This is a genomic window from Candidatus Saccharimonadales bacterium, assembly GCA_035697325.1.
GTDB lineage: Bacteria > Patescibacteriota > Saccharimonadia > Saccharimonadales > Saccharimonadaceae > JALRBM01.
Genome location: DASSDB010000004.1, coordinates 81,415 through 100,781, shown reverse-complemented (window position 1 = coordinate 100,781; position 19,367 = coordinate 81,415). Strand labels below are relative to the sequence as shown.

The following is a 19,367-nucleotide window of genomic DNA, read 5'->3' as shown; positions in this document are numbered from 1 at the left end:
CGGTCGGCTTCAGGAAGCCATCCTGACGATTCTTCCCAAATGACCGTTTGCCTCTGGTCTTCGTCCACGTACATGATGTATGACACGAAGTAGCTACCGGCGAACGCCTCGCTTCGGGCGTGTTGCAGCAGTTTTTCGCGTGTCTCACTCGTACTTCTCGGTCTTTACCAGGCATCCCACCGGCATGTCTAATCACTGCGATGAACGAAGTTCCTCCTTGAATAGCCCGTATACTTTGGAATTTACCGGCGAGGCGACCGGGTTCTTTCTCGAGCCGCGGCCGCCTCACCTTGCCTCACAGCGTGATCCCCGTCACCGTCCTGTCGTAACGGACGTAGTCGAGCGCTTCAGCGAGTGGGAAGTGCCAGATGCACTCATGCCCATCGCGGGAGGGGACGAACACCCACGCCATTGAGCCGTTGCTCTGCATGTCAGGTACCAGCAGGACGGCGGGTTGTACGCGCTTCTTCCTGTTGGCCGGCCAGTTCTCATCGAGTGTTGCGTCGATGACGTGGCCGCTGCTGAGCAGCTCTGTGACATCTTGTTTTGTCGCAACCTTCTTGACGTCACGAGCTGCGCCGGTGATGAGGAATGGCTCCATGCGTGCCAGGTGGGCTCGATCGGCTTCGTCGTTACGAGCCAGCACTTCTGGCGTGAAGTATGCCTCGTGCTCATCGCCCCAGCAGTCCGCTCCGTAGTATTCGCGGAGGTAGGATTTGCCCTCTCGTTGTCCACGCTCCATGTCGTAGGAGCTGATCGCCACACTCTTGAACCCTTGGCGCAGTAAGTAGAAATGCGCATCCGCGTCCGAGAGGCCCGCGTTGGGTTCACCTGAACCCGCCGCGGCGCGATCAATCTCGATCATGCTCGGCACCTGACGGTGGAACACATACAGGATCTGGGCTGTCACACAGGTGACAGCCCCATTTTCGTGGTGAGGACGAAGCACCGTCGGTTCGCGCGGTACACTTGTGGTCATCTTTCCAACTCCTTACGTAGGGATAGACCTGTCATTTTATATCATAATTTTTCTATATTCTGAAATAGTTATCGTTGTTATGAGTTGGTAACGTCAAGTATATGATCGCCTAAATTCTAAAATAGCGAAACTTGTTGAGCTGGCAGCGAAAGTTCTACAGGCGTGGAGCGTAGCTCAACTGGATACCCTATGAGCTTTTTTATCGGTAAATGTACGAGTACGTCGCTATGCGTGCAGAACAAGATCGATCCCACCATTCCGATTACCTTGCCTGAGATCTTGGCCTGTGCCGTGCAATCGATAGAATCTACGAGTTTTGGAGCGCCCGCCGGAAAAAAAATATGGTCAAATCCTTGTACCTCGGTATTCTTAAACTGAGTACTTAAAGCCGTCTCGATGCGCTGTTTAGTAGCGAGAAGTTCTTCTTCAGCTGAATCATAGTCGTGTTTTACTGTGAGAAGTAACTGCTCTTTTTTGCGTAACTGGATCGTTTCGGCGATACCCTCTAATTTGGCAATTTGCTCCTCATAGTGCCGGGCCAAGATTGCAGTGGGAAACGTTTCGAGAATGATGGCTGCCCTTGCCCCTTGTTCAAGTAGTCGTGAATTCCCTCTCCTTGCATGGGAAATCCCTACCTTTATAACACCCGGTCCAAAATAAGCGAGATACAAAAGATGCGGCTCTTGGTTGCGGGCCTCTTGTTGTTTGGAGACACTTGTTGCATGGTAGAAAGCAGGGTTAAAACCAGTGCGTTTTTGGCACGCAGGGCACTGCTCGTATTTATCGGCAATGAGGGCTGCGTCGGGACATACGAACCGTTCGCCTGTTGTAAGATCGCCCCAACCAATACAACGTCGGGCACTGGTGTCAAAAACAAGGTTCAATTCGTGACCGTGCGGAGTGAAGTCGAGAATAGTCCCCTTCTTTTGTAGCGAGATAAGAGGATCATTAGTCGAGCTAAAGCCGACGTTGCCAAGAAGGTATGTTCCTTCATCGGGCATAAAGAACCTAAAGAGACGCTTCTACTGCTGCCCAAGTCGCATCCGGATTATCCTCGGGAATGATAATGGTGACTTGGTTGCCTTCGGTGAGACGGAAATAAGTGACACTAGCAAGAAGTATTCGGTATTCCTTGCCGTTCGCTTCAACATAGTACGTGCCATCGTGCTGAGTGAGCGTACCAATAATTTGTCTGCGAGCTACCGGACCGATTTGCTTATAGATAAAGCCCCCATCGTCGGCAATCGTCAGCTTAAGGATGTCACCTTCAACCAGCTTTGACTTACTTGCGTAGTTTGCGGGTACAGGGTAGCTCTTACCATCCGGACCGATCATGACTTGACCGTCGAATACACCTTCAATAACCTTACCGCCAACCTCTTCTTGACTGCTTCGTGGCGTCACGACAGTACCGTCGTCGCCGACAATACTAATCAGGAGCTCTTTTGCGGCAGCTAAATTAGTTTCCGCCTCTTGTATTAGCGACTTAAGCCGCTTTACTTGTTTTTCGGGTAGTTCAGACATGGTTCTCGCTTTCCCTTTGTCTATTTTTGCGTTGTATCACCTTATATATATCAATGAAGTTAAAAAGTGTCAATATATGTACAGCTCCAATAGGATATGGCGCCTCAAAGAAAGCGCGCCATATCCTATTGTATTGAGGTGCTAGTCCCTATCGGAGACGTAGAGTGATTCCCGCTCCGGATCCCACTCCTGGATGACGACATTCTCGAGACTTTGCTGTACGATGCGCATCCCGCTGTGCCACATGGCCGCATCGTGCTCACCCGGCCGGTAATCCCGATAAACGGGGATAACCCCAACTGCTTGCCCAAGCCGGCTCACGCGTAGCACGGCAGAGATGCGAGCGTTTTCGTCATCCGGATTTCGCAGCACTTTGAAGTCACGCTGCTTCCAGGCCCTGTAAGTCACGTGGGCGTCATGGCCATCCTCGTACACAGCGTACTCTGAGCCGTCAAACGTGATGACGACATGCCATGTCCGTGCGCTGCCGTGGTGTACTACCCAAAACGGCCAGCACATGATGCAGCCGCCCCGAGAAAACGTATCCAGGTCGTCAGTGAATTGCGTACCCACCGTACTTCCAATCTCTCGTTGATTTCCTCGACTGTATAGTAAAGTAAGCCCTCTGTTACGTCAAGTAACGAGTGGGTTTAAGAGCTGCCAACCCAATCTTGCCATGTATTTGGAGCATAAAGCCCGTTTGAAACAAGACCCATACCAAGAGTTGTTGAGCAGACGGTAGATGTAAGGTTGGCTGCGGTGAGTGAATGAGTGGTAAATCCATCTTGTGTCATCATAAAGATATTACCTGATTTACTAAGGGCTATGAGCTTATATTGTTTGTAAGCGTTCGCACCACTGTTTGCTATGCAGTAGATCATGTTGTAGGAAACCGTGGTGTTGTAGGAGTTTTTTGAAGCCTTTATGCCAAGGGTTTCAAGTACCGTTTTTGTCCTTGGGTATTCGTGCGTAGGATTTGATCCATCGTCACGGTTGCGATATGCTTCCAGGACGCCAGAAATATTACCAAGATCAGATTGAACCGCAGCATCCTGCGCCCTTCCTTGGATGCCATTATAAGTAACGAGTACAATGCTCGCAATAATACCGATTGCAACGATTACAATCAGTAGTTCAGGGATGGAAAAACCTATTTGTCGTATGCGCATAGTAATTATGCTTATTGTAGCAGATTCAACAGCCTGCCATGCTAACCTTTTCCTTTTCCACACGAAAATATGGGGTGAAAGCAAAAACGTTGTTATTTTTATATATATTGTGGCAGCGGTGCGTTATGTCCAGTACCGATTACCGCAATGACGTCCTTAGGGTAGAGCGTCGCGACTTTTCGCAGACCCGCGACAGCAACAAGAGCCGTGGGCTCATATTCTGGGATATTAAGAGCCGCATACTCTCGGTGATAATTAGACAGTACATAATCAGCCATTAGCTTATCAACCTCAACATCTGCTACAGAGAGGACCTCGAGCGTTTTTTGGTCACTCGCGCGCTTGCATATTTCCAGCGTATGCTTGCCCACGAGCCTTACCGCCGATCCCCCATAGTGACGATTTGGCCCGGTGGCGTCGGTGCGCTCACCTGCTGTAATGCTTCGGGACATACTATCGCTTCCCTCGGCTTCTATACCATGTACGATAACGTCATCTTTTTCTAGCTCATCAAGTCGTTGTCGAATACCGGCGACCAGGCCACCTCCGCCAACCGGCACGACTATTCGATTAACATCCGGGAGTCTCTCAAGAAGGTCGTCAACATGTGTTCCCTGGCCTGCGATAACGTAGGGATCGTCAAACGGTGATACTGTAACACGGCTACTGTCACTCTCGACCCAGTCGCGAGCATCTTCAAGCGTGCCCTCAATAGGGTGAACGTAAAGTGAAGCGCGGTCGTCGTCAAACCGATAAAGGCCTTCTCGCTTTTCAAAAGGAGCGCTTTTTGGTACGGCAATGTGGCGCGGTACGCCAAGAACGCGTCCGGCAACCGCCAGTCCACTGGCAAAATTTCCTGCCGAATATGCCCAGATGGCGTCGGGGCTTCTATCACTGGGCGTGCTAGCGGCGAGATGTGCTAAAGCCACAAGTGCACCCCGAACCTTAAAAGTGCCTGATTCATTCGCATCAGCCCGTGCTAAGTAAAGACTTCGGGCGCCAAACTCGCGAGCCATTTCTTGCGCAAGGTAGGGAAACTCATCTTCAATTCCCACGACTGTAAATTCATCCCCTACTTCTAATCGATGTTTATTGTACGTAGCGAGCGCACTATCACCTATAGTTTCTGCCATGCCGTTCTCCTTATTTAATTAAAAACTCCCGGCCTTCTGTGCGACCGGGAGTTTGCTGATATGATTTCTTTTATAGAATCAGGCAAAAGAGGCCGCGGGTGCGGAAGCAATAATAATGCTAATAATTTGCCGATTCATTACTCTTCAACTATAAGTCTGTTTACCAAATAAAACAACCGCTTCGGGAAGCGGCTGCTTTATACATGAAGACAATTTGGTTGGATGGTTAGAATTAGCTTAGTTCGACAGTAGCGCCAGCTTCTTCGAGCGCTTTTTTGGCAGCTTCTGCTTCGTCTTTAGAAACCTTTTCTTTTACGGGAGCTGGGGCGCCATCAACGATAGCTTTTGCTTCACCAAGGCCAAGGCCGGTGATTTCCTTAACAGCCTTAATAACGGCAACTTTTTGAGCACCTGCGTCCTTAAGGGTTACGGTAAACTCAGACTTTTCGTCTTCGGCAGCAGCACCGGCGTCAGCTGGAGCAGCTACGGCAACAGCAGCGGCAGCCGCAGGTTCAATGCCGTATTCGTCTTTTAGAATGGTTTTGAGGTCGTTTACCTCGAGTACGGTAAGCTTGGTAAGCTCTTCCGCAAGTTTTTTCAAATCAGCCATGGTAGACTCCTTTAAAATTCGTAAATGTAATTATTAACTGGTTGCTTTAGCCTCAACACCGTCAAGCAATGCATGGAGATTGCCAGAAAGTGCGTTGGTAATGTCGTGTACTGGTGAGAGCAGCTGCGAAATAACTTCGCCGATAAGCTGGTTCTTGCTTGGAAGTCCAGCGAGTGCTTTCACTTCATCAGCACTTAGTAGAGCGCCTTCACCCGAGAAAGCACCAGCGAGCTGGAGCGCAGGGTGAGTTTTGGCGAACGTGTCGAGCACCTGAGCAGGGGCTACTTCGTCTTCGGCGCTAATCGCGTAAAGCAATTGGCCGACCAGAGGAGAAGTATCGGTATTTTTGTAGGTGTCGCTGGCCTGAAGGGCTACACGCACCAAGCGGTTCTTTACTACCTTAATAACGACACCTGCTTCGCGGGCGGCTTTCCGGAGTTCTTGAACATCCGCAACGCTGAGGCCTTGGTACTGTGCGAACACAGTCATTTTGGCACCTGCGAGTGACTCTGCTAATTCAGCAACCAAAGTGTTCTTTTTATCGCGTGAAATTGCCATAAAAATCCTTTCTTTGATGTGTTTTATCCAACCAAATTGTCAATGTTCGGTAATGAGAGAATCCACCAACACGTTGTTGGATTCGGTTCAGCGTTCTTTTGAGGCTGAACGACTCAAAAACAAAAAAGTCTTTGATTCTCGCACTACCAAAGACTTCCTGGAAATATGATGTTTGTATGCATATCCTCGGTGGCATGATTAAGTAAGTTTCCTTACCGCCACTGTCTCTGGCAATGTCTAAGGAAAGTATATCAAAACCAACGTGAAAATGTCAACAATTGTGACTAAAATCTTTGACTAACTTGTATATTCCGTATATAATAACAATTCCTATGACAACGTCACATTCGCGCGAACGACAGCTATCGCCCGCGCAAGATTATTTGGCCGTGCCACTCGACCTCCCGATCAGCGACCCTCAAGAGAGAGTTGAATATAACCGGGATTCTTTAGTTCGTATTCAGAAAACACTTGCGGCTGCTGTGGATCGGGCTATGTCTCTTGGCTGGATAGAAGATACTGAGTCGGACACGGAAGCTAATGGCGGCAAAGGTCTGACACAACGAGTTTCCGGTCTCATGGATCTTTCGCTCACGCAATCTCATGTCACGCGGCTTTTCTTAAATCGACATTTTGATGAGATTTTTAATTCAACTACGGATGATCCGCGTATCATAAAAGCAGCTAAGGGCACGGCCGAGCCTGTAGATCTTATGGAGTTACTTGTTGAATATCCGGAGCTTTATTCGGTAGAGCTTGCCAAGCTCTCGCACCCCCTTAACGGTGCAGCCACAACAGAGATGGATAAAGAAGTAAAAAAGGCGATTTTGTCACAGGGCGGCGAATTAGTTACTGTCTCTCCCAAATTTAAGCCCAAAACCCGAGAGCTCAGTATTCCAGCCATGACAGTGCTTCGTAAGCGAAAAGTGGGACGCGTTGCCACGCAGGCCGGTGAGATTAGTATTGTATCCCGTCAGGCATTTTTAGTACGAGGTGACGCAGCGGCACGCCAGGAAGTTCCGTATATCGACCGTAAGATAAAAAATGAAGATCGCTTTGATGAATTAAAAAAACTTGTCGAAATGGAACTGCCTGAGCTAACGGAGCCCGCGACTGTTAAATGGGTGCAACCGATAGCAACTTCTTATTATGCAAAATACCTCGATCCGAAAAAAGAGGCATAATATTCATTATTAGGTAGTGTGCCAGGGCTCGAAGAAGAATTCCTCCGAGCCCTGGCGTCTCTCGTCTTGAGAGAAGCGTCAGTCCTTCGTAGTGCTGGTGGCCGCGCGGACCTTGGAAGTTCCCGTGCTGAGAACCTCCTGCGCACGGGCCACGCCTTCGCGAGTCGCCTCCTTGGCGTTGTCCAGGGCGCCGGGCAGGTTGACCTTGCGGCTCACACGCTGACGGGCCTTGGCGCCGCGCTCGGTACGGCTGGCGTAGACAACGCCGGCAACAGCCAGGCCACCGATGATGACAGCCTTCTTGTTCACCTTCACGAAAATCTCCCTCTAGGTAAGGGGGTGGACAGTACCTTAATATTATAAAACAAATAAATCTACACTTCAACTATATTGCGAATCTGTTGCTGGATCTCGTCAATGCTTTGAAGATTTCCCTGTTCCGTACAGGCGACAGAAGCAAATGTCTCGGAAAATAGCTGACACAACTCAGTATAGGTGGCGACAGCCCGCTCCAAATGGTTGAGATCGGCTTCGTGTATGTCGTGCTTTTTATCAGTGTAGCTTCTATCTTCCCGCTTGTTCATTAGTTCTTGCGCTATGGAGGCGGGCATAAGGAGGACGACATTTAAGTCCGGTTTCGGAATCTTGAGCATATTAAATTCAAGGTTATGGATCCAGTCGTAATACGCGTGACGCTCTTTTTTATCGGTAATTTTTTGGCCCTGATGTGCCATGTTAGAGCCGACATATCGGTCGCAGAGCACGATCTTGCCGGCTTCAAGGTCCCGGCGAATTGCAGCCGATCCTTCAAATCGATCAAGCGCATAAAAAAGCGAGGGCGTGTAAGCCCCTAGGCTATTGGCGTCGCCATATTTTCCATTGAGGTAAGCTGTAACGAAGTACGAAGAAGGGTTGTCGTATTGAGGAAATTTATACGTTGCAATCTCTCTGTTTTGTGCTTTGAAATATTCTTGCAGCAATGCAAAATGAGTACTTTTGCCTGATCCGTCGCTTCCCTCAATGACGATGAATTTACCGCGCGGCATTACTTCAGTCCTTTGCTTAAACCTTCTATCACTATCGGCGTTCTGCGTTGGTCTTTGTAGGCACGTGGCAGCATTTGCTCGGGGGACCAATTGGCGATGACCGACTGAAGATCGTCACTTTTACTGGTTTGGTATTTGCCGCTAAGTTCCTTATATTCTTGCTCAACGTCACCGGTTTCATAAAATACAATCTGTGCGATACGTTCGCCAACTGGGAGCACGACACTCTCGTGCTGGTTCATATTGTAGATTTCCATCGTCCAGCGATTAATGTAGCCGGGATCACCCCAGCCAGCATCGAGGCAAACCGCGACACCATTACGGCCCCAGGTACTTCTGGCTTGCATAGTAGAGGTGCCAGGTGCCTTGATACCGATAAATTCATGCGTGTGCGCAAGGATTCTTTCACCAGGACGAAGGACGATAATGGGGTGGTCATCAGGGATGTTCGCGAATAAAGTATATCCGTATTTTTCACACCAAGCTTTGTGAGGCATGGCTTCAAGCGGGCCTTTAAAGTAGCGTGCAACATCTTCTTGGTCGAAAGGATTATACACGCGTGCTTCTTCCTGATACTCCTGCTTGTAGAAGTAATTCCCCAGAGTAACATCCACGCTGCTTCCGGCAATATGATTTTCCTGATAAGGATGAAAAACAATCTTACCTTCTTTAATTGCATTCTTGATTTGGACGTTACTATACACGCTCATGTCTGTCTCCCTCTCCAGCCTCACTGTTTGTTTTGTGCGACAACTTGGTTTTATTGTAGCACGATGTTTTAATTTGCTACTATAAGGATATGAAAAGCATGGTTGTGGCGTACGATAGGCACCGAGCGATCGGTAAAGCTGGCGGTCGCCCCTGGGAGGGTGGCAAATTAAAGGCCGACATGAAGCGATTTCGCGAATTAACTCGCGGAAAAACTGTTATCATGGGGCGCCGAACATTTCAAGAAGATGTGGGAGGCAAAGCACTCCCTAAGCGTCAAAATATTGTTTTGTCTCGAAGTGCATTTTCAGTTCCCGGCGTAGAAACGGCTCATACACTCAAGCAAGCCTATCGGCTTGCGACGAATGACATTGTAATCATCGGCGGTGGTCAGGTATACAAAGAAGCACTCCCTGATGCAGATGTCATATACGCAACTGAAATCGACGGAGACATTGAAGGCGACGCATTTTTTCCGGATCTCTCCCCTGACGAATGGAAAGAAACATCCCGCGCGGCATTCAAGTCTGACGATGGTAATATATACGAGTATTCTTTCGTCACGTTTGAACGTATTAAATAGCGATCGGTGCTTTTATTGCTGAGTGAGGATCGTAGCCTTCCAGGGTAAAATCATCGATCGTAAAATCAAAAATAGAAGTAATCTCGGGATTGAGTCTCATGGTAGGAAGCGGCTTCGGATTCCGCGATAGTTGAAGATCAACCTGTTCAAGATGGTTTAAGTAAATATGAGCATCACCTAAGGTATGAACAAATTCGCCAGGTTGCAAGCCAGTAACATGCGCGACCATCATTGTAAGTAGTGCATACGAAGCAATATTAAATGGTACACCTAGAAAACTATCACCGCTTCGCTGGTAAAGCTGGCAGCTTAATTTACCATCATTCACATAAAACTGAAAAAGGCTATGACACGGAGGAAGTCCCGCTTTGGCCATCTCTTGAATGTCGGCCACATTCCAGGCACTCACAATGAGGCGTCGTGAATCCGGATTCGTTTTGATCGCTTCGATAACCTCACTTATCTGGTCAATCTCGCTACCATCCCGTGCGGGCCAGTGGCGCCACTGATACCCGTAGACCGGGCCAAGCTCGCCGTATTTTTTGGCAAATTCGTGATCGGTCGCTATGTTATTCGTAAACTTATCTAATTTTTGCTTCCATTCGGTTGAGCCTTGCTCGGGAAGCGACTGGCCAGTCGCTTTAAGATAGGCCTTGAACGGCCACTCATCCCATATATGCACGTTATTTTTCACAAGATATTCTATATTACTATTGCCTTGAAGAAACCAAAGCAATTCGTGGATAATTCCTCTTAAAAAAACCTTTTTTGTCGTTACCAGGGGAAATCCCTCGTCAAGATTGAACCGCATCTGTCTGCCAAATACACTCTTGGTTCCTACGCCAGTGCGGTCTGTTTTGACAGTCCCTTTATCTCTTATATCTTGCAGCAGATCTAAATACTGCCTCATTCTACACCTCCGTAGGTATTGCTTATGACAATAGTATGACATATTGAAGCCATAAACGCGATAGTTAATATAGCCTAGTACGTATCCAAAAATAAAAAGGAGCCTCCTAATAAGAAAGCTCCTTTTGTGATTCATGTTTATTATGCGTGGTTGTTTTCTACCTTGATGCCAGGGCCTTGAGTAGTTGAAATGCTGATAGATTTGACATAACTTCCCTTTAAGCTGGTTGGCTTTTGGCTGGCAAGACTGTCGAAGAATGCCTTTGCGTTCTCGGTGAGCTTATCGGCGCCAAATGATACTTTACCAACCGCGATATGAACGATTGCCTGCTTATCTACACGGTATTCAACCTTACCGGCCTTTGCTTCGGTAACGGCTTTAGCAACATCGGTAGCAACGGTGCCGGACTTAGGGTTTGGCATAAGACCACGTGGGCCAAGCAAACGTGCGTACTTACCAAGTTTAGGCATGTATTGAGGTGTTGCCACAAGGATATCGAAATTAAGCTCTTCTTTATCGAGCTGCTTCAAGAAGTCCTCGTCACCAATGATATCTGCGCCGGCTTTTTTTGCACTCGCATGATCTGCCTCAGGGGCAAATACGGCAACGCGAATCGTTTTACCGGTACCGTTCGGCAGCGATACGGTGGCGCGAATGTTCTGGTCGGCCTGACGAGGATCAACGCCAAGGCGAGCGTGAATTTCAACCGAAGCATCGAATTTAGCCGGATTGGTCTTTGTTGCTAGTTCGAGTGCTTCAGCCAGGCTGTAAACCTTGGCCTTCTCGATAAGTTCTGCGACTTTTTGGTACTTCTTACCGCGGCGCTCTAATAGCGGACGGGCAACTGGCTTCGGACCTTTTTTGACAGTGGTTTCAGCATCACTCTGTGGAGTCGTGTCGCCGGCTTCTTTTCGGGCTTCCTTCTCAGCTTTTTCTTCAGCTTCACGAAGTGATTTTTCGCTACGCTTACCGGCTTTAGCGGTGTGTTTTTCTTCTACGGGTGCTTCTTCTTTTGCGGCACTTGCAATCGCAGCTTCAATTTCTGCGATGGTGTTTTTCTCGGTTACTTCAAGACCGAGTGTTTTTGCTTCCTCGAGTAAATCGGCTTTTTTAGCCATAGTATGAATCCTTTCTGTGGTACAAGCGGCTTTTAGCCTCCCAACATTGATAGTTATATCGTAATTATATCATATTTACGCTCTTGTGAATAGACAGGGATAGCAGACTGAGGATATTTGTAATCAAGTACCCGATATTGTATAATATTGAAAGTTTAGCGTGATCGCTAGGCAATACCCGGAAGTTCTTCGATGACAGGAGTTTTTGGTGGACGAAGAAACGCGCTACTACAAGCTGAACGTCGATGACCTCCCTCGTGGCACCGCCATGAGATGGGCCAGAGAGTTGTCTCCGGATGGCCACCAAAGGGTGAAGGTCACTGTGATGGAATTGCAAGGGACCATCTACTACGTGGCTGTCACGAAGGCATACGTGGCGGAGTTGTTCGAGGAGCGGCTACGTCGGCGGGATGTTCACGTCGAGAGCACGACCACCGCGCCCCCTGCGCCCGCGGCCCGGAGGCAGAGTTCTGCCTCGTCTGGCTCCTCCTCGCGTTCGTCTTCTCGAGGCGGCTTCTGGGACGACCTGTTCGACGGAGTCGGTGACTTCTTTGGCAGGTTGTTCGACTAGTAATGGCAATGCTCATATCGATCTGTGAAGGTGATTTCATGGCAAGAAAAATGAACGAAGTTTTTTTGGCTCGTCGCGTGGATATCGTGCTTGGCGGTGTGCCCGCGGTAGTTGAGATTCACTTCGACGATGCCCTGGCCGACGGACTCGTGCGTGTTTGTGCCGAGATCCCTCGGCTGAGAGGTGTGGGCGTAAGTATCAGCTGTTCATGTAAGGACAACCTGCTGAAGGTGGCTGTCACGGGGCGATCTTCAGGTATACAGGTCAAGAACACCGGAAACGCGACCGTTTCTGGGGGTGGTGTGGCAAATACTGGCGTGATGCTAGGCGATGCTGTGCCCTCGGGCGAGTTTGCCGCAGCTAATGCCCCGGCGGTTGGCAATTACGACGGTGTGGCGAAGGGTTGGCTGGGGGTGCATCATGACATGATGCCTAAGGTCACTCTCAGGCTCTACTATGGTTCGAAAGAGCCCCTGCTATACCGCGTTACCGGGTAAATCTCCTTTCGGAGTGCTCTGATGGGGTGAGGCTTTTGTCTTACCCCATCAGGGTTTCTTTTTATTTTGGCGGGCGAGTCAAAGAGTTGCCAGGGATTATTTAAATTGACAAAATAACTAACTCGTGATATAATTTTAAGTGACTTTTACAGAGTACCTATTCGGTTAAGGAGCAACGAGTGAATCGTTGGTCGGGCTCGTCCTTGCGACGAGCCATTGGCAAGTGTATTCCCAGGACGAAAGAAGATTGGAAGTGGTTTTCGGCGAGTTTTTCGCTGACGCTCGTGATCTTCACCCCCGGGATGGTGGTGCTGTACATCGTAACACATCCTGTTAACATGCCTACGCAGGCTGTCCCGCCTGCTACGATGACGCAAGTGGTGGTCGTTCCCTCGGAGGTAACGGTCATCGTGCAACCGACCACTGGCCGAAAGCCGGTGGAGCAAGTGCATGTTGCCAGCCCCACTGCACCCACGTCGTCTGCTCGGGTCACCTCGCAGACGGTAACGCCTTCCTCCTCAGCTCCGCAGCTCCCGCCCGCGACCACATCTCGAACGATCGAGCCTTCAGGCTCGGCGAGCAGTGCCACGGAGACGAGCCCCTCCATGACTGGGACTCCAACCTCTGGCTCTGTGGATGTGCCGCCGACCCAGTAAAAGCCTCCCCGCCCCCGTCAGAAGGTTTATGTGAACACTTTCGCTGCCTCTGAAGGTGGCGGGGTGTTTGCTTTTAGAAACAAATGATCCCCCTGGTATTAGGGGGATCATTGCTATCGGGACATTCCCAGTAGCGTCCAGCGACCGTTATCACTTCTAAGGCGATAATCTCTTGCGCCGTCGGTCATCGTAAAAATCTGAGCAACGCGTTCACCGCTTTGGATAATAGTGCGAAGTCCGGCATCGATGAAGTCGTAGGTTGCCCCTTCAAACTCCATACGGCGCGGGTACGTTCGCATGTTTCGTCCAAATCCTAGTGCGGTGACATCAACTGGACTATTGATAGATTTGTATGTTTTCATATTCTCTCCCTCGACGTGTTTTATTTATAAACATCAGCGGAATTAGGAGGTGGACTACAAGGCTATGCGACAACTGCACCGCTTATGCACGCGCGTTCAATGCCTGAAGTAGCGAATATGTAATCCTACAGGGACGCCTGACTCTAGATAGAGTTGGTGTGTATGCCGGATTAAATCATTAATTTTTTAATGTAGGTTATTTTGGGGGTTTGTAAGTGAAAAGGCTTCCACCAGTACTCACATAACCATTACTATTATAGCGCGTCTACTTGGTGCGGCGTCAATATGTTTTATATCTTGCTCTTTTTCTCGAGAAGATCGAGGATTTTCGCCAAATTTACCCCTTTGCCGGTGACTGGTTTCCAGAGATCTCCCACTTTTTCAAGTCGTTTCGGCATATTTTTAATAGTAAAATCTGTCGGCTTCAGGCCTGGCTTTACTTCGTCCCAGCGAAGGGGCGTAGAAACAGTCGCGTCAGGAGTCGGCCGGACTGAATAGGGTGCGGCGAGCGTCTGGCCTTCTCTGTTTTGTAAAAAATCCAGATAAATACGATGGGGGCGCTTGGCGGGAATACGCTCAACACTCGTGAGGTTTGGCTGACGCGCATTGACTTCGAGCGCGATGAGATGGGCAAAGTTTTTAGCTTGCTCTGAGGTATAATTTGCCCCCAGCGGGATGAAAATATGAATTCCTGTTTTGCCGGATGTCTTTGGATACGCGTCTACCTTCCATTCGTCGCAGACTTCTTTTACTGTGCGGGCAACGGTAATAACATCTTTAAATGTTACCCCTTCAGGATCGAGGTCTATGACAAGCCAATCAGGCTTGTCGAGGTGCTGGGTGCGAGAATTCCAGGGATTAACCTCGATACTTCCTAGTTGTACGATGTAGCGGAGGGTATCAAGTGACCCCCCGACGATCCAGTGGAGATCTTTATTGTTTGAGTCGGAAAAAATATCTGTAGATGGTACCCAGTCGGGCAGGTGCTCATGATTTTTTTGAAAGAATCCCTCTTCGGTTATGCCATTTGGCTGACGAAGAAGCGATAGTGGCCGATCTTTTAGATACGGTAAAATATAAGGAGCTACGGCTTCGTAATAGGAAATAATATCTCCCTTTGTGTAACCATGTTTAGGAAAAAACACTTTATCTAAGTGCGAAAGTGCGACTTTGCCATGCATATTTACTTCCTCCTTCGCTTTGATGGTGCTCTGCGGATTTTCACGATGAACGGCCGAAGCTTTTTTGTCTGCCCTGAGACCCTCAAATACAGGATGTCGCATACGGCCGTCGCTTGTCCATTCGCTAAAACTCATTTCTGTGACGACCTCGGGTTTTGTCCAATGAACGGGTGCGTTTGGTTTTGGGGGTTCGGAGAAAGGCGAAGTTTTACGCTCAAGTTTTTCGAGGCGCTCACGAAGGAGCTTGCGCTGGTTATCCGGAATGCCGCCGCCGGAATGGCCGACATATTCAAACGCACCATCACGATAGACGCCAAGAATGAGCGAGCCAAGATACTTCCGTCCGCCACGCGGTTCGGTAAAACCACCAATCACTACTTCCTGGCGAAGATGTGTTTTGACCTTCAGCCAGTCCTTACCTCGAATATTTTCTCGATAGGTGCTGTTTGTCTTTTTGGCTACCATTCCTTCTAGCCCTTTTCGCTTCATTTCATTGAAAAGGCTTTTGCCGTTTGCTTCGACATGGTCGCTATAGTGAATGACAGAACTATTATCTATGATACTCTTTAGGACTTGCTTGCGCTGATAAAGCGGCATGTCTCGTAAATCATGCCCGTCGCACCAAAGAATATCAAACGCGTAATATACAAGATCACCCTTAAAGTCGCGCCGCCAGTTTTGGAGTGCTTCAAAATGAGGAACTCCATCGCTATCAACTACCATAATTTCCCCATCAAGGATGACGTCGTGCTTGAGGGACTTTAGGGCTTCGGCGATGGGCGGATAATGAGCCTTAAAATCTGTATGAGCACGAGAGTACAGCTCTGTATGGTCACCGTCTTTACTGGCGATTGCCCGGTAGCCATCCCATTTGATTTCGAAAAGCCATTCTTCTCCGCTAAAGGGTTCGTCGACTAATGTACAAAGCATTGGCTTTACTTGCCAGGGATGCTTTTTAGCGGGGTATTTTTTAATGACATCCTTATCGAACGCGGGTTTCCCGATATCATCAACTACCTTGCCGCTCTTTACTGAAGCAGCTTGTTTTGTGATATCTTCGTGAGATGCAAACTCGTCATCTTTTTTAATCAGCAGCCAGGCTTTTTCGTCATCACCGTGCATTTTTATAAGCGCAAACTCACCGTGCAGTTTTTTACCATGAAGAATAAAGGTAAGATGACCTTTCTCGAGTTGTTTACGAAGTGTGGCCTCATCGTCGGGACCATCGTGGTACGGCTCGTATGTTCCCTCATCCCATATAATAACCTTCCCGGCGCCATAATTACCTTCCGGGATAGTACCCTCGAATTTGCGATACGCAAATGGATGGTCCTCGACGTGCACCGCTAAGTGATGATCTTCAGGGTTCATTGAAGGGCCTTTGGGTACCGCCCAACTTTTTAAAACGCCGTCTAGCTCAAGGCGAAAATCGTAATGAAGCCGTGATGCATGGTGCTCCTGTACGACAAAGGCGAGCTTTTTGCTCTTCGTTTTTTTGCGTTTCCCTCTTGGCTCGGGAGTGTCGTCAAAGCGGCGTTTGGCAAGATACTTCCGAAGGCTCATCGGCTATTCCTTAAGGCTGGCTTTGAGGGATGCCATAAGGTCTTTAGCAGAGGTATCGGCTTTCTTTTCGGCGTGTTTTTTCGGTTTTTTACCTTTGGTTTTGGCTTCGATCATATCTTCAAGTTCTTCGGTATATGTGTCGTGGTAGTCCTCTGGCACGAAGTGGGCTGTTTCTTGTGAAACGAACTTCAGCGCAACCTTTACCTCACTGCTTGAAACGCTACTCTCGGGTGGAAAGGATAGTTCGGTTGCTTCACGGAGGTCGGTTGGAAACCGCATTTGGTTGAGTACAAGCGCCTTTCCTACCGGCTTGATCGCCCCAAGATGTTCGCGTTGGCGGAGTACAAATTTAGAAAGCGCCAGTTTACCTGATTGCTCAAGGGCTGCTCGTAGCAGTGCATATGCTTTCTCGCCGCCTTTTACGGGCTCAAGATAGTACGGATGTTCAAAATAACGGATATCGATTTCATCTTCATCGACGAAATGTTGAATGTCGATTGTTTCGGTTTTTTCTGTGTCGAGCTTATCAAGATCTTTTTGAGTAAGCACTACGTAATCGCCGTCACGATATTCATACCCCTTTACGATATCCTCCCAGGGCACCTCTTCGCCGTCCTTCCGGCAGATTCGAGCGTACCGAATCGGGGAATGATCATCCTTATGAAGCATATCAAGGTCGATACCCTCATGCGGATTTACTCCGCTATAAAGTCTTACGGGAATATTAACAAGTCCAAAACTGATTGATCCGCTCCATAGTGCACGCATATTCTTATGGTAACAAAGTCGTTTCAATAACGCTAATGCTAGGAAAACTCTGTCGGTGAAACCGGCTGCCACGAAGGGAGAATCGTATCAACAACATAAAGAGCTGTATCACGCGTAATGTCGTCCATTCGCTCTTCTGGTGTTATTTCATCTCGAGATAGAAGGATGATGTCGGTTGATTCGCCTTCTTCGGGCAAATGCGCTGGCGCTTCGGCGGTCGTGAAGGCGTAGGCTGTATCGGTATGAAAATGCTCCGCTGTGCCATGATAGCTCATGGTAGCATGGACCACTGGTGTGGGGTGCACGATGGCGCTTCCGATTTTTGTAGGGCGCGTTCTAGGCTGAAGAAGCTCTAGCTGGCTCATATCGTAGCCGCTTTCTTCGCGTAGTTCATGCAATACTGATCCCCACGGCGTTTCGTCGATTTCTATGTGGCCGCCAAACTGAGTGTATAGTTGAGCTTTTTTATGAAAATGAAACAGTAGCTTAGGCTTTGCAAAATCTGTGCGAATAATATAGATACTAACGGTGTGGTCGTGCTGCCCTGGCTCGGTATGAATGTGTGGCATGCAATCACTATAGCAAACACACGAGAGTTGATGAAATATAGGTTTTATTATATGATCGGTGAGACAGATGTTCTTATGTGAGAAGGGTCTACGATGTCGTACAAGCACAAAGGCCAGCTACTGGCTTTCGCAGAAGACATGATGCTGCGGGAAGCTGCCGAGTGGTCCATGCGTCTCTATAACGCACCAGACGCGAAGGCCGTGGATCTCATTCTAGGTGCTGAAGAGTGGGCCAAGATGATGCAGGTCGCTATGCGCGAGGGAATGTCCGTGGCAGAAGCAGCCGACGCGACACGCGAACTCTCGTGCATGCACCTGGCCAGCGGCTTTACGGCCACCGAGATCATCCAGCTGCTGGAGCGTCACTGGCATCACGGCAAAGAGCTGGCAGAGTGGCACCGCCGTGCGTGGTAGGCGGTAATGTAAGTCACAGGGTCTCGCAGTAATCAATATCTGATCCCGGGGTAGTTGCGCTATCGAGAATTATGCGCAGCTACCCATTTACATGTAGTTGTTTGTTTTGTTTAAAAATACCGCCTCGTAGGCGGTATTTTTAAACTGTGGTCTGAATGTCTAGTCGACGACTTCGACGCCCATGCTGCGAGCCGTACCGGCCACTACTTTTATAGCGCCTTCGATATCGATCGCATTGAGCTGATCTTTCTTAGCTTCTGCGATTTCCTGAAGTTGTGCGCGGGTAATTTTACCTACTTTTTCGCTATGAGGCTTGCTGCTTCCCTTTTTCAGACCGATCTTTTCACGGATCATATCATCAACAGGCTGGCCGAGTGTCTTCCAGGTAAATGAGCGGTCTTCAAACACCTGAAGGTGTACGATGACATCTTTTCCCATCATGTCTTTTGTCGCGTCGTTGAATGGATTGATGAAATCCATCATATTAAGACCCCACTGACCGAGGATTGAACCGACGGGAGGCGCTGCGCTTGCGCGGCCGGCTGGGATGCGGAACTTGAGATTTCCGATGATCTTCTTTGCCATATTAATTTTTCCTAACTAAATTTACTCGTATTACCGAGTGCGTAACGAACTCATTCTACCTCAAATGGGCAAAATTAGCAAGATTTTGGCGGCTTGGGATGTTACTATAAAAATATGAAGCGTAAGCGTGTTCGAAAAGCCTATATCCTTGCAAATACTATCGGTACGGCTGGCTATCTTCTGCTCGTTACCGCTTGGACGCTCTTTGTGGCAGTGGTCCTAGTACTTTTTATGCAATCTTCTTCACTTACTCCCTCTACTGTCATTGTGCCCGATAGCCAATCTGTAGTAAGTGAAACTACGTCAAATCCGCAAATCACGGCGTATATTATCACGGCAATCGCAGCTGTCGCTTCTTTCGTTATTTTGATAACGCTCCCCTATTTCATTGCAAAGTGGAGTTCACGCTTTTTGCGTCATATCTTAAAAATAATACGCATTAAAGTTTCAAAACGTTCACTGTTCTTTATAAAGTGTATTGCCGCGACACTTCCGCTGCTTGGTTTTGCCCTCATCGCACTCATGACGGACCCAGCCGATATGACTATCCCCGCTGTTCACATTGCGACGATCATTATCGGACTCTTAGCGATGGGGTGCTTTTTGCTACAAATATATGTCGCACGCTCGTTGAATTTAGGCGCACCCGATATCTGGTAAATCAATTAAAGGCCCACCT

Annotated in this window: 24 protein-coding genes, 1 pseudogene and 1 other annotated feature; of the genes and pseudogenes, 7 read left to right on the top strand and 18 right to left on the bottom strand. The window is 48.6% G+C overall.

Annotated features, from left to right (window positions below; all coding sequences use genetic code 11):
• Positions 1–295: 295 nt before the first annotated feature.
• The 8 genes from VFH06_04375 to rplJ all read right to left on the bottom strand — a co-directional run bounded on the left by VFH06_04375 (position 296) and on the right by rplJ (position 5,973).
• On the bottom strand, positions 296–979 hold the full coding sequence (locus VFH06_04375; protein ID HET6747313.1) for a hypothetical protein: 684 nt from the start codon (positions 977–979) through the stop codon (positions 296–298).
• 116 nt (positions 980–1,095) lie between these two features.
• Complete coding sequence (locus tag VFH06_04370; protein ID HET6747312.1) at positions 1,096–1,980, bottom strand: DUF2797 domain-containing protein; 885 nt, start codon at positions 1,978–1,980, stop codon at positions 1,096–1,098.
• Between the two features lie 7 nt (positions 1,981–1,987).
• Complete coding sequence (locus tag VFH06_04365) at positions 1,988–2,503, bottom strand: hypothetical protein (protein HET6747311.1); 516 nt, start codon at positions 2,501–2,503, stop codon at positions 1,988–1,990.
• A gap of 141 nt (positions 2,504–2,644) precedes the next feature.
• Entirely contained in the window at positions 2,645–3,022 is a 378-nt protein-coding gene (locus VFH06_04360; GenBank protein ID HET6747310.1) for a hypothetical protein, read from the bottom strand.
• Between the two features lie 131 nt (positions 3,023–3,153).
• Positions 3,154–3,672: a prepilin-type N-terminal cleavage/methylation domain-containing protein gene (locus VFH06_04355; protein ID HET6747309.1), complete on the bottom strand. Its 519-nt coding sequence runs from the start codon at positions 3,670–3,672 to the stop codon at positions 3,154–3,156.
• A gap of 98 nt (positions 3,673–3,770) precedes the next feature.
• Complete coding sequence (locus tag VFH06_04350) at positions 3,771–4,805, bottom strand: pyridoxal-phosphate dependent enzyme (GenBank protein ID HET6747308.1); 1,035 nt, start codon at positions 4,803–4,805, stop codon at positions 3,771–3,773.
• A gap of 232 nt (positions 4,806–5,037) precedes the next feature.
• Positions 5,038–5,415, bottom strand: coding sequence for a 50S ribosomal protein L7/L12 (gene rplL / locus VFH06_04345; GenBank protein HET6747307.1), 378 nt, complete (start codon positions 5,413–5,415; stop codon positions 5,038–5,040).
• Between the two features lie 33 nt (positions 5,416–5,448).
• Positions 5,449–5,973 carry a 50S ribosomal protein L10 gene (rplJ, locus tag VFH06_04340; protein HET6747306.1) on the bottom strand — a complete coding sequence of 175 codons (525 nt, stop codon included), beginning with the start codon at positions 5,971–5,973 and terminating at the stop codon, positions 5,449–5,451.
• Positions 5,974–6,084: 111 nt separating this feature from the next.
• Positions 6,085–6,222 (bottom strand) — a sequence feature (ribosomal protein L10 leader region).
• Between the two features lie 83 nt (positions 6,223–6,305).
• Here rplJ and VFH06_04335 point away from each other — a divergent pair.
• Positions 6,306–7,157, top strand: a complete 852-nt coding sequence (locus VFH06_04335; protein ID HET6747305.1) for a hypothetical protein — start codon at positions 6,306–6,308, stop codon at positions 7,155–7,157.
• Between the two features lie 18 nt (positions 7,158–7,175).
• Entirely contained in the window at positions 7,176–7,520 is a 345-nt protein-coding gene (locus tag VFH06_04330) for a hypothetical protein (GenBank protein ID HET6747304.1), read from the top strand.
• Between the two features lie 11 nt (positions 7,521–7,531).
• Here the strand turns inward: VFH06_04330 and VFH06_04325 are convergent, their stop codons facing one another.
• Together VFH06_04325 and dcd are read right to left on the bottom strand one after the other, a co-directional pair.
• Positions 7,532–8,203, bottom strand: coding sequence for a deoxynucleoside kinase (locus VFH06_04325; protein HET6747303.1), 672 nt, complete (start codon positions 8,201–8,203; stop codon positions 7,532–7,534).
• The gene (gene dcd, locus VFH06_04320; GenBank protein ID HET6747302.1) at positions 8,203–8,913 is read right to left on the bottom strand and encodes a dCTP deaminase; all 711 of its coding nucleotides are present in this window, start codon (positions 8,911–8,913) and stop codon (positions 8,203–8,205) included. The genes VFH06_04325 and dcd overlap by 1 nt, the downstream gene beginning before the upstream one ends.
• A gap of 89 nt (positions 8,914–9,002) precedes the next feature.
• Here dcd and VFH06_04315 point away from each other — a divergent pair, with 89 nt between their 5' ends.
• Positions 9,003–9,494 carry a dihydrofolate reductase gene (locus VFH06_04315; GenBank protein HET6747301.1) on the top strand — a complete coding sequence of 164 codons (492 nt, stop codon included), beginning with the start codon at positions 9,003–9,005 and terminating at the stop codon, positions 9,492–9,494.
• On the opposite strand, the gene thyA is transcribed toward VFH06_04315, so the two are convergent.
• Together thyA and rplA are read right to left on the bottom strand one after the other, a co-directional pair.
• Entirely contained in the window at positions 9,487–10,404 is a 918-nt protein-coding gene (gene thyA / locus VFH06_04310) for a thymidylate synthase (GenBank protein ID HET6747300.1), read from the bottom strand. The genes VFH06_04315 and thyA overlap by 8 nt on opposite strands.
• A 140-nt stretch (positions 10,405–10,544) precedes the next feature.
• Positions 10,545–11,234: pseudogene (rplA, locus tag VFH06_04305) on the bottom strand (50S ribosomal protein L1).
• Between the two features lie 496 nt (positions 11,235–11,730).
• Between rplA and VFH06_04300 the strand changes: the two are divergent.
• Both VFH06_04300 and VFH06_04295 read left to right on the top strand, forming a co-directional pair.
• On the top strand, positions 11,731–12,093 hold the full coding sequence (locus tag VFH06_04300) for a hypothetical protein (GenBank protein HET6747299.1): 363 nt from the start codon (positions 11,731–11,733) through the stop codon (positions 12,091–12,093).
• Between the two features lie 38 nt (positions 12,094–12,131).
• Positions 12,132–12,590, top strand: coding sequence for a hypothetical protein (locus VFH06_04295; protein ID HET6747298.1), 459 nt, complete (start codon positions 12,132–12,134; stop codon positions 12,588–12,590).
• A 157-nt stretch (positions 12,591–12,747) separates the two neighbouring features.
• On the opposite strand, the gene VFH06_04290 is transcribed toward VFH06_04295, so the two are convergent.
• The 5 genes from VFH06_04290 to VFH06_04270 all read right to left on the bottom strand — a co-directional run bounded on the left by VFH06_04290 (position 12,748) and on the right by VFH06_04270 (position 17,689).
• Positions 12,748–13,179 carry a hypothetical protein gene (locus tag VFH06_04290; GenBank protein HET6747297.1) on the bottom strand — a complete coding sequence of 144 codons (432 nt, stop codon included), beginning with the start codon at positions 13,177–13,179 and terminating at the stop codon, positions 12,748–12,750.
• A gap of 180 nt (positions 13,180–13,359) precedes the next feature.
• Complete coding sequence (locus VFH06_04285) at positions 13,360–13,608, bottom strand: hypothetical protein (protein ID HET6747296.1); 249 nt, start codon at positions 13,606–13,608, stop codon at positions 13,360–13,362.
• A 290-nt stretch (positions 13,609–13,898) separates the two neighbouring features.
• Positions 13,899–16,352, bottom strand: coding sequence for a DNA ligase D (gene ligD, locus VFH06_04280; protein ID HET6747295.1), 2,454 nt, complete (start codon positions 16,350–16,352; stop codon positions 13,899–13,901).
• 3 nt (positions 16,353–16,355) lie between these two features.
• The gene (locus VFH06_04275; protein HET6747294.1) at positions 16,356–17,120 is read right to left on the bottom strand and encodes a Ku protein; all 765 of its coding nucleotides are present in this window, start codon (positions 17,118–17,120) and stop codon (positions 16,356–16,358) included.
• Between the two features lie 38 nt (positions 17,121–17,158).
• Positions 17,159–17,689, bottom strand: a complete 531-nt coding sequence (locus VFH06_04270) for an NUDIX domain-containing protein (protein ID HET6747293.1) — start codon at positions 17,687–17,689, stop codon at positions 17,159–17,161.
• Between the two features lie 93 nt (positions 17,690–17,782).
• On the opposite strand from VFH06_04270, the gene VFH06_04265 reads away from it, so the two are divergent.
• Complete coding sequence (locus tag VFH06_04265; GenBank protein HET6747292.1) at positions 17,783–18,103, top strand: hypothetical protein; 321 nt, start codon at positions 17,783–17,785, stop codon at positions 18,101–18,103.
• A 159-nt stretch (positions 18,104–18,262) separates the two neighbouring features.
• On the opposite strand, the gene rplK is transcribed toward VFH06_04265, so the two are convergent.
• Complete coding sequence (gene rplK / locus VFH06_04260) at positions 18,263–18,688, bottom strand: 50S ribosomal protein L11 (GenBank protein HET6747291.1); 426 nt, start codon at positions 18,686–18,688, stop codon at positions 18,263–18,265.
• Between the two features lie 114 nt (positions 18,689–18,802).
• Between rplK and VFH06_04255 the strand changes: the two genes are divergently transcribed.
• Positions 18,803–19,348: a hypothetical protein gene (locus tag VFH06_04255; protein HET6747290.1), complete on the top strand. Its 546-nt coding sequence runs from the start codon at positions 18,803–18,805 to the stop codon at positions 19,346–19,348.
• Positions 19,349–19,367: the final 19 nt, after the last annotated feature.

Coding starts and splice junctions, on each gene's coding strand:
- VFH06_04375 (HET6747313.1), bottom strand. CDS start 979: ATGACCACAAGTGTACCGCGCGAACCGACGGTGCTTCGTCCTCACCAC.
- VFH06_04370 (HET6747312.1), bottom strand. CDS start 1,980: ATGCCCGATGAAGGAACATACCTTCTTGGCAACGTCGGCTTTAGCTCG.
- VFH06_04365 (HET6747311.1), bottom strand. CDS start 2,503: ATGTCTGAACTACCCGAAAAACAAGTAAAGCGGCTTAAGTCGCTAATA.
- VFH06_04360 (HET6747310.1), bottom strand. CDS start 3,022: ATGTGCTGGCCGTTTTGGGTAGTACACCACGGCAGCGCACGGACATGG.
- VFH06_04355 (HET6747309.1), bottom strand. CDS start 3,672: ATGCGCATACGACAAATAGGTTTTTCCATCCCTGAACTACTGATTGTA.
- VFH06_04350 (HET6747308.1), bottom strand. CDS start 4,805: ATGGCAGAAACTATAGGTGATAGTGCGCTCGCTACGTACAATAAACAT.
- rplL (HET6747307.1), bottom strand. CDS start 5,415: ATGGCTGATTTGAAAAAACTTGCGGAAGAGCTTACCAAGCTTACCGTA.
- rplJ (HET6747306.1), bottom strand. CDS start 5,973: ATGGCAATTTCACGCGATAAAAAGAACACTTTGGTTGCTGAATTAGCA.
- VFH06_04335 (HET6747305.1), top strand. CDS start 6,306: ATGACAACGTCACATTCGCGCGAACGACAGCTATCGCCCGCGCAAGAT.
- VFH06_04325 (HET6747303.1), bottom strand. CDS start 8,203: ATGCCGCGCGGTAAATTCATCGTCATTGAGGGAAGCGACGGATCAGGC.
- dcd (HET6747302.1), bottom strand. CDS start 8,913: ATGAGCGTGTATAGTAACGTCCAAATCAAGAATGCAATTAAAGAAGGT.
- VFH06_04315 (HET6747301.1), top strand. CDS start 9,003: ATGAAAAGCATGGTTGTGGCGTACGATAGGCACCGAGCGATCGGTAAA.
- thyA (HET6747300.1), bottom strand. CDS start 10,404: ATGAGGCAGTATTTAGATCTGCTGCAAGATATAAGAGATAAAGGGACT.
- VFH06_04295 (HET6747298.1), top strand. CDS start 12,132: ATGGCAAGAAAAATGAACGAAGTTTTTTTGGCTCGTCGCGTGGATATC.
- VFH06_04285 (HET6747296.1), bottom strand. CDS start 13,608: ATGAAAACATACAAATCTATCAATAGTCCAGTTGATGTCACCGCACTA.
- ligD (HET6747295.1), bottom strand. CDS start 16,352: ATGAGCCTTCGGAAGTATCTTGCCAAACGCCGCTTTGACGACACTCCC.
- VFH06_04275 (HET6747294.1), bottom strand. CDS start 17,120: ATGCGTGCACTATGGAGCGGATCAATCAGTTTTGGACTTGTTAATATT.
- VFH06_04270 (HET6747293.1), bottom strand. CDS start 17,689: ATGCCACACATTCATACCGAGCCAGGGCAGCACGACCACACCGTTAGT.
- VFH06_04265 (HET6747292.1), top strand. CDS start 17,783: ATGTCGTACAAGCACAAAGGCCAGCTACTGGCTTTCGCAGAAGACATG.
- rplK (HET6747291.1), bottom strand. CDS start 18,688: ATGGCAAAGAAGATCATCGGAAATCTCAAGTTCCGCATCCCAGCCGGC.
- VFH06_04255 (HET6747290.1), top strand. CDS start 18,803: ATGAAGCGTAAGCGTGTTCGAAAAGCCTATATCCTTGCAAATACTATC.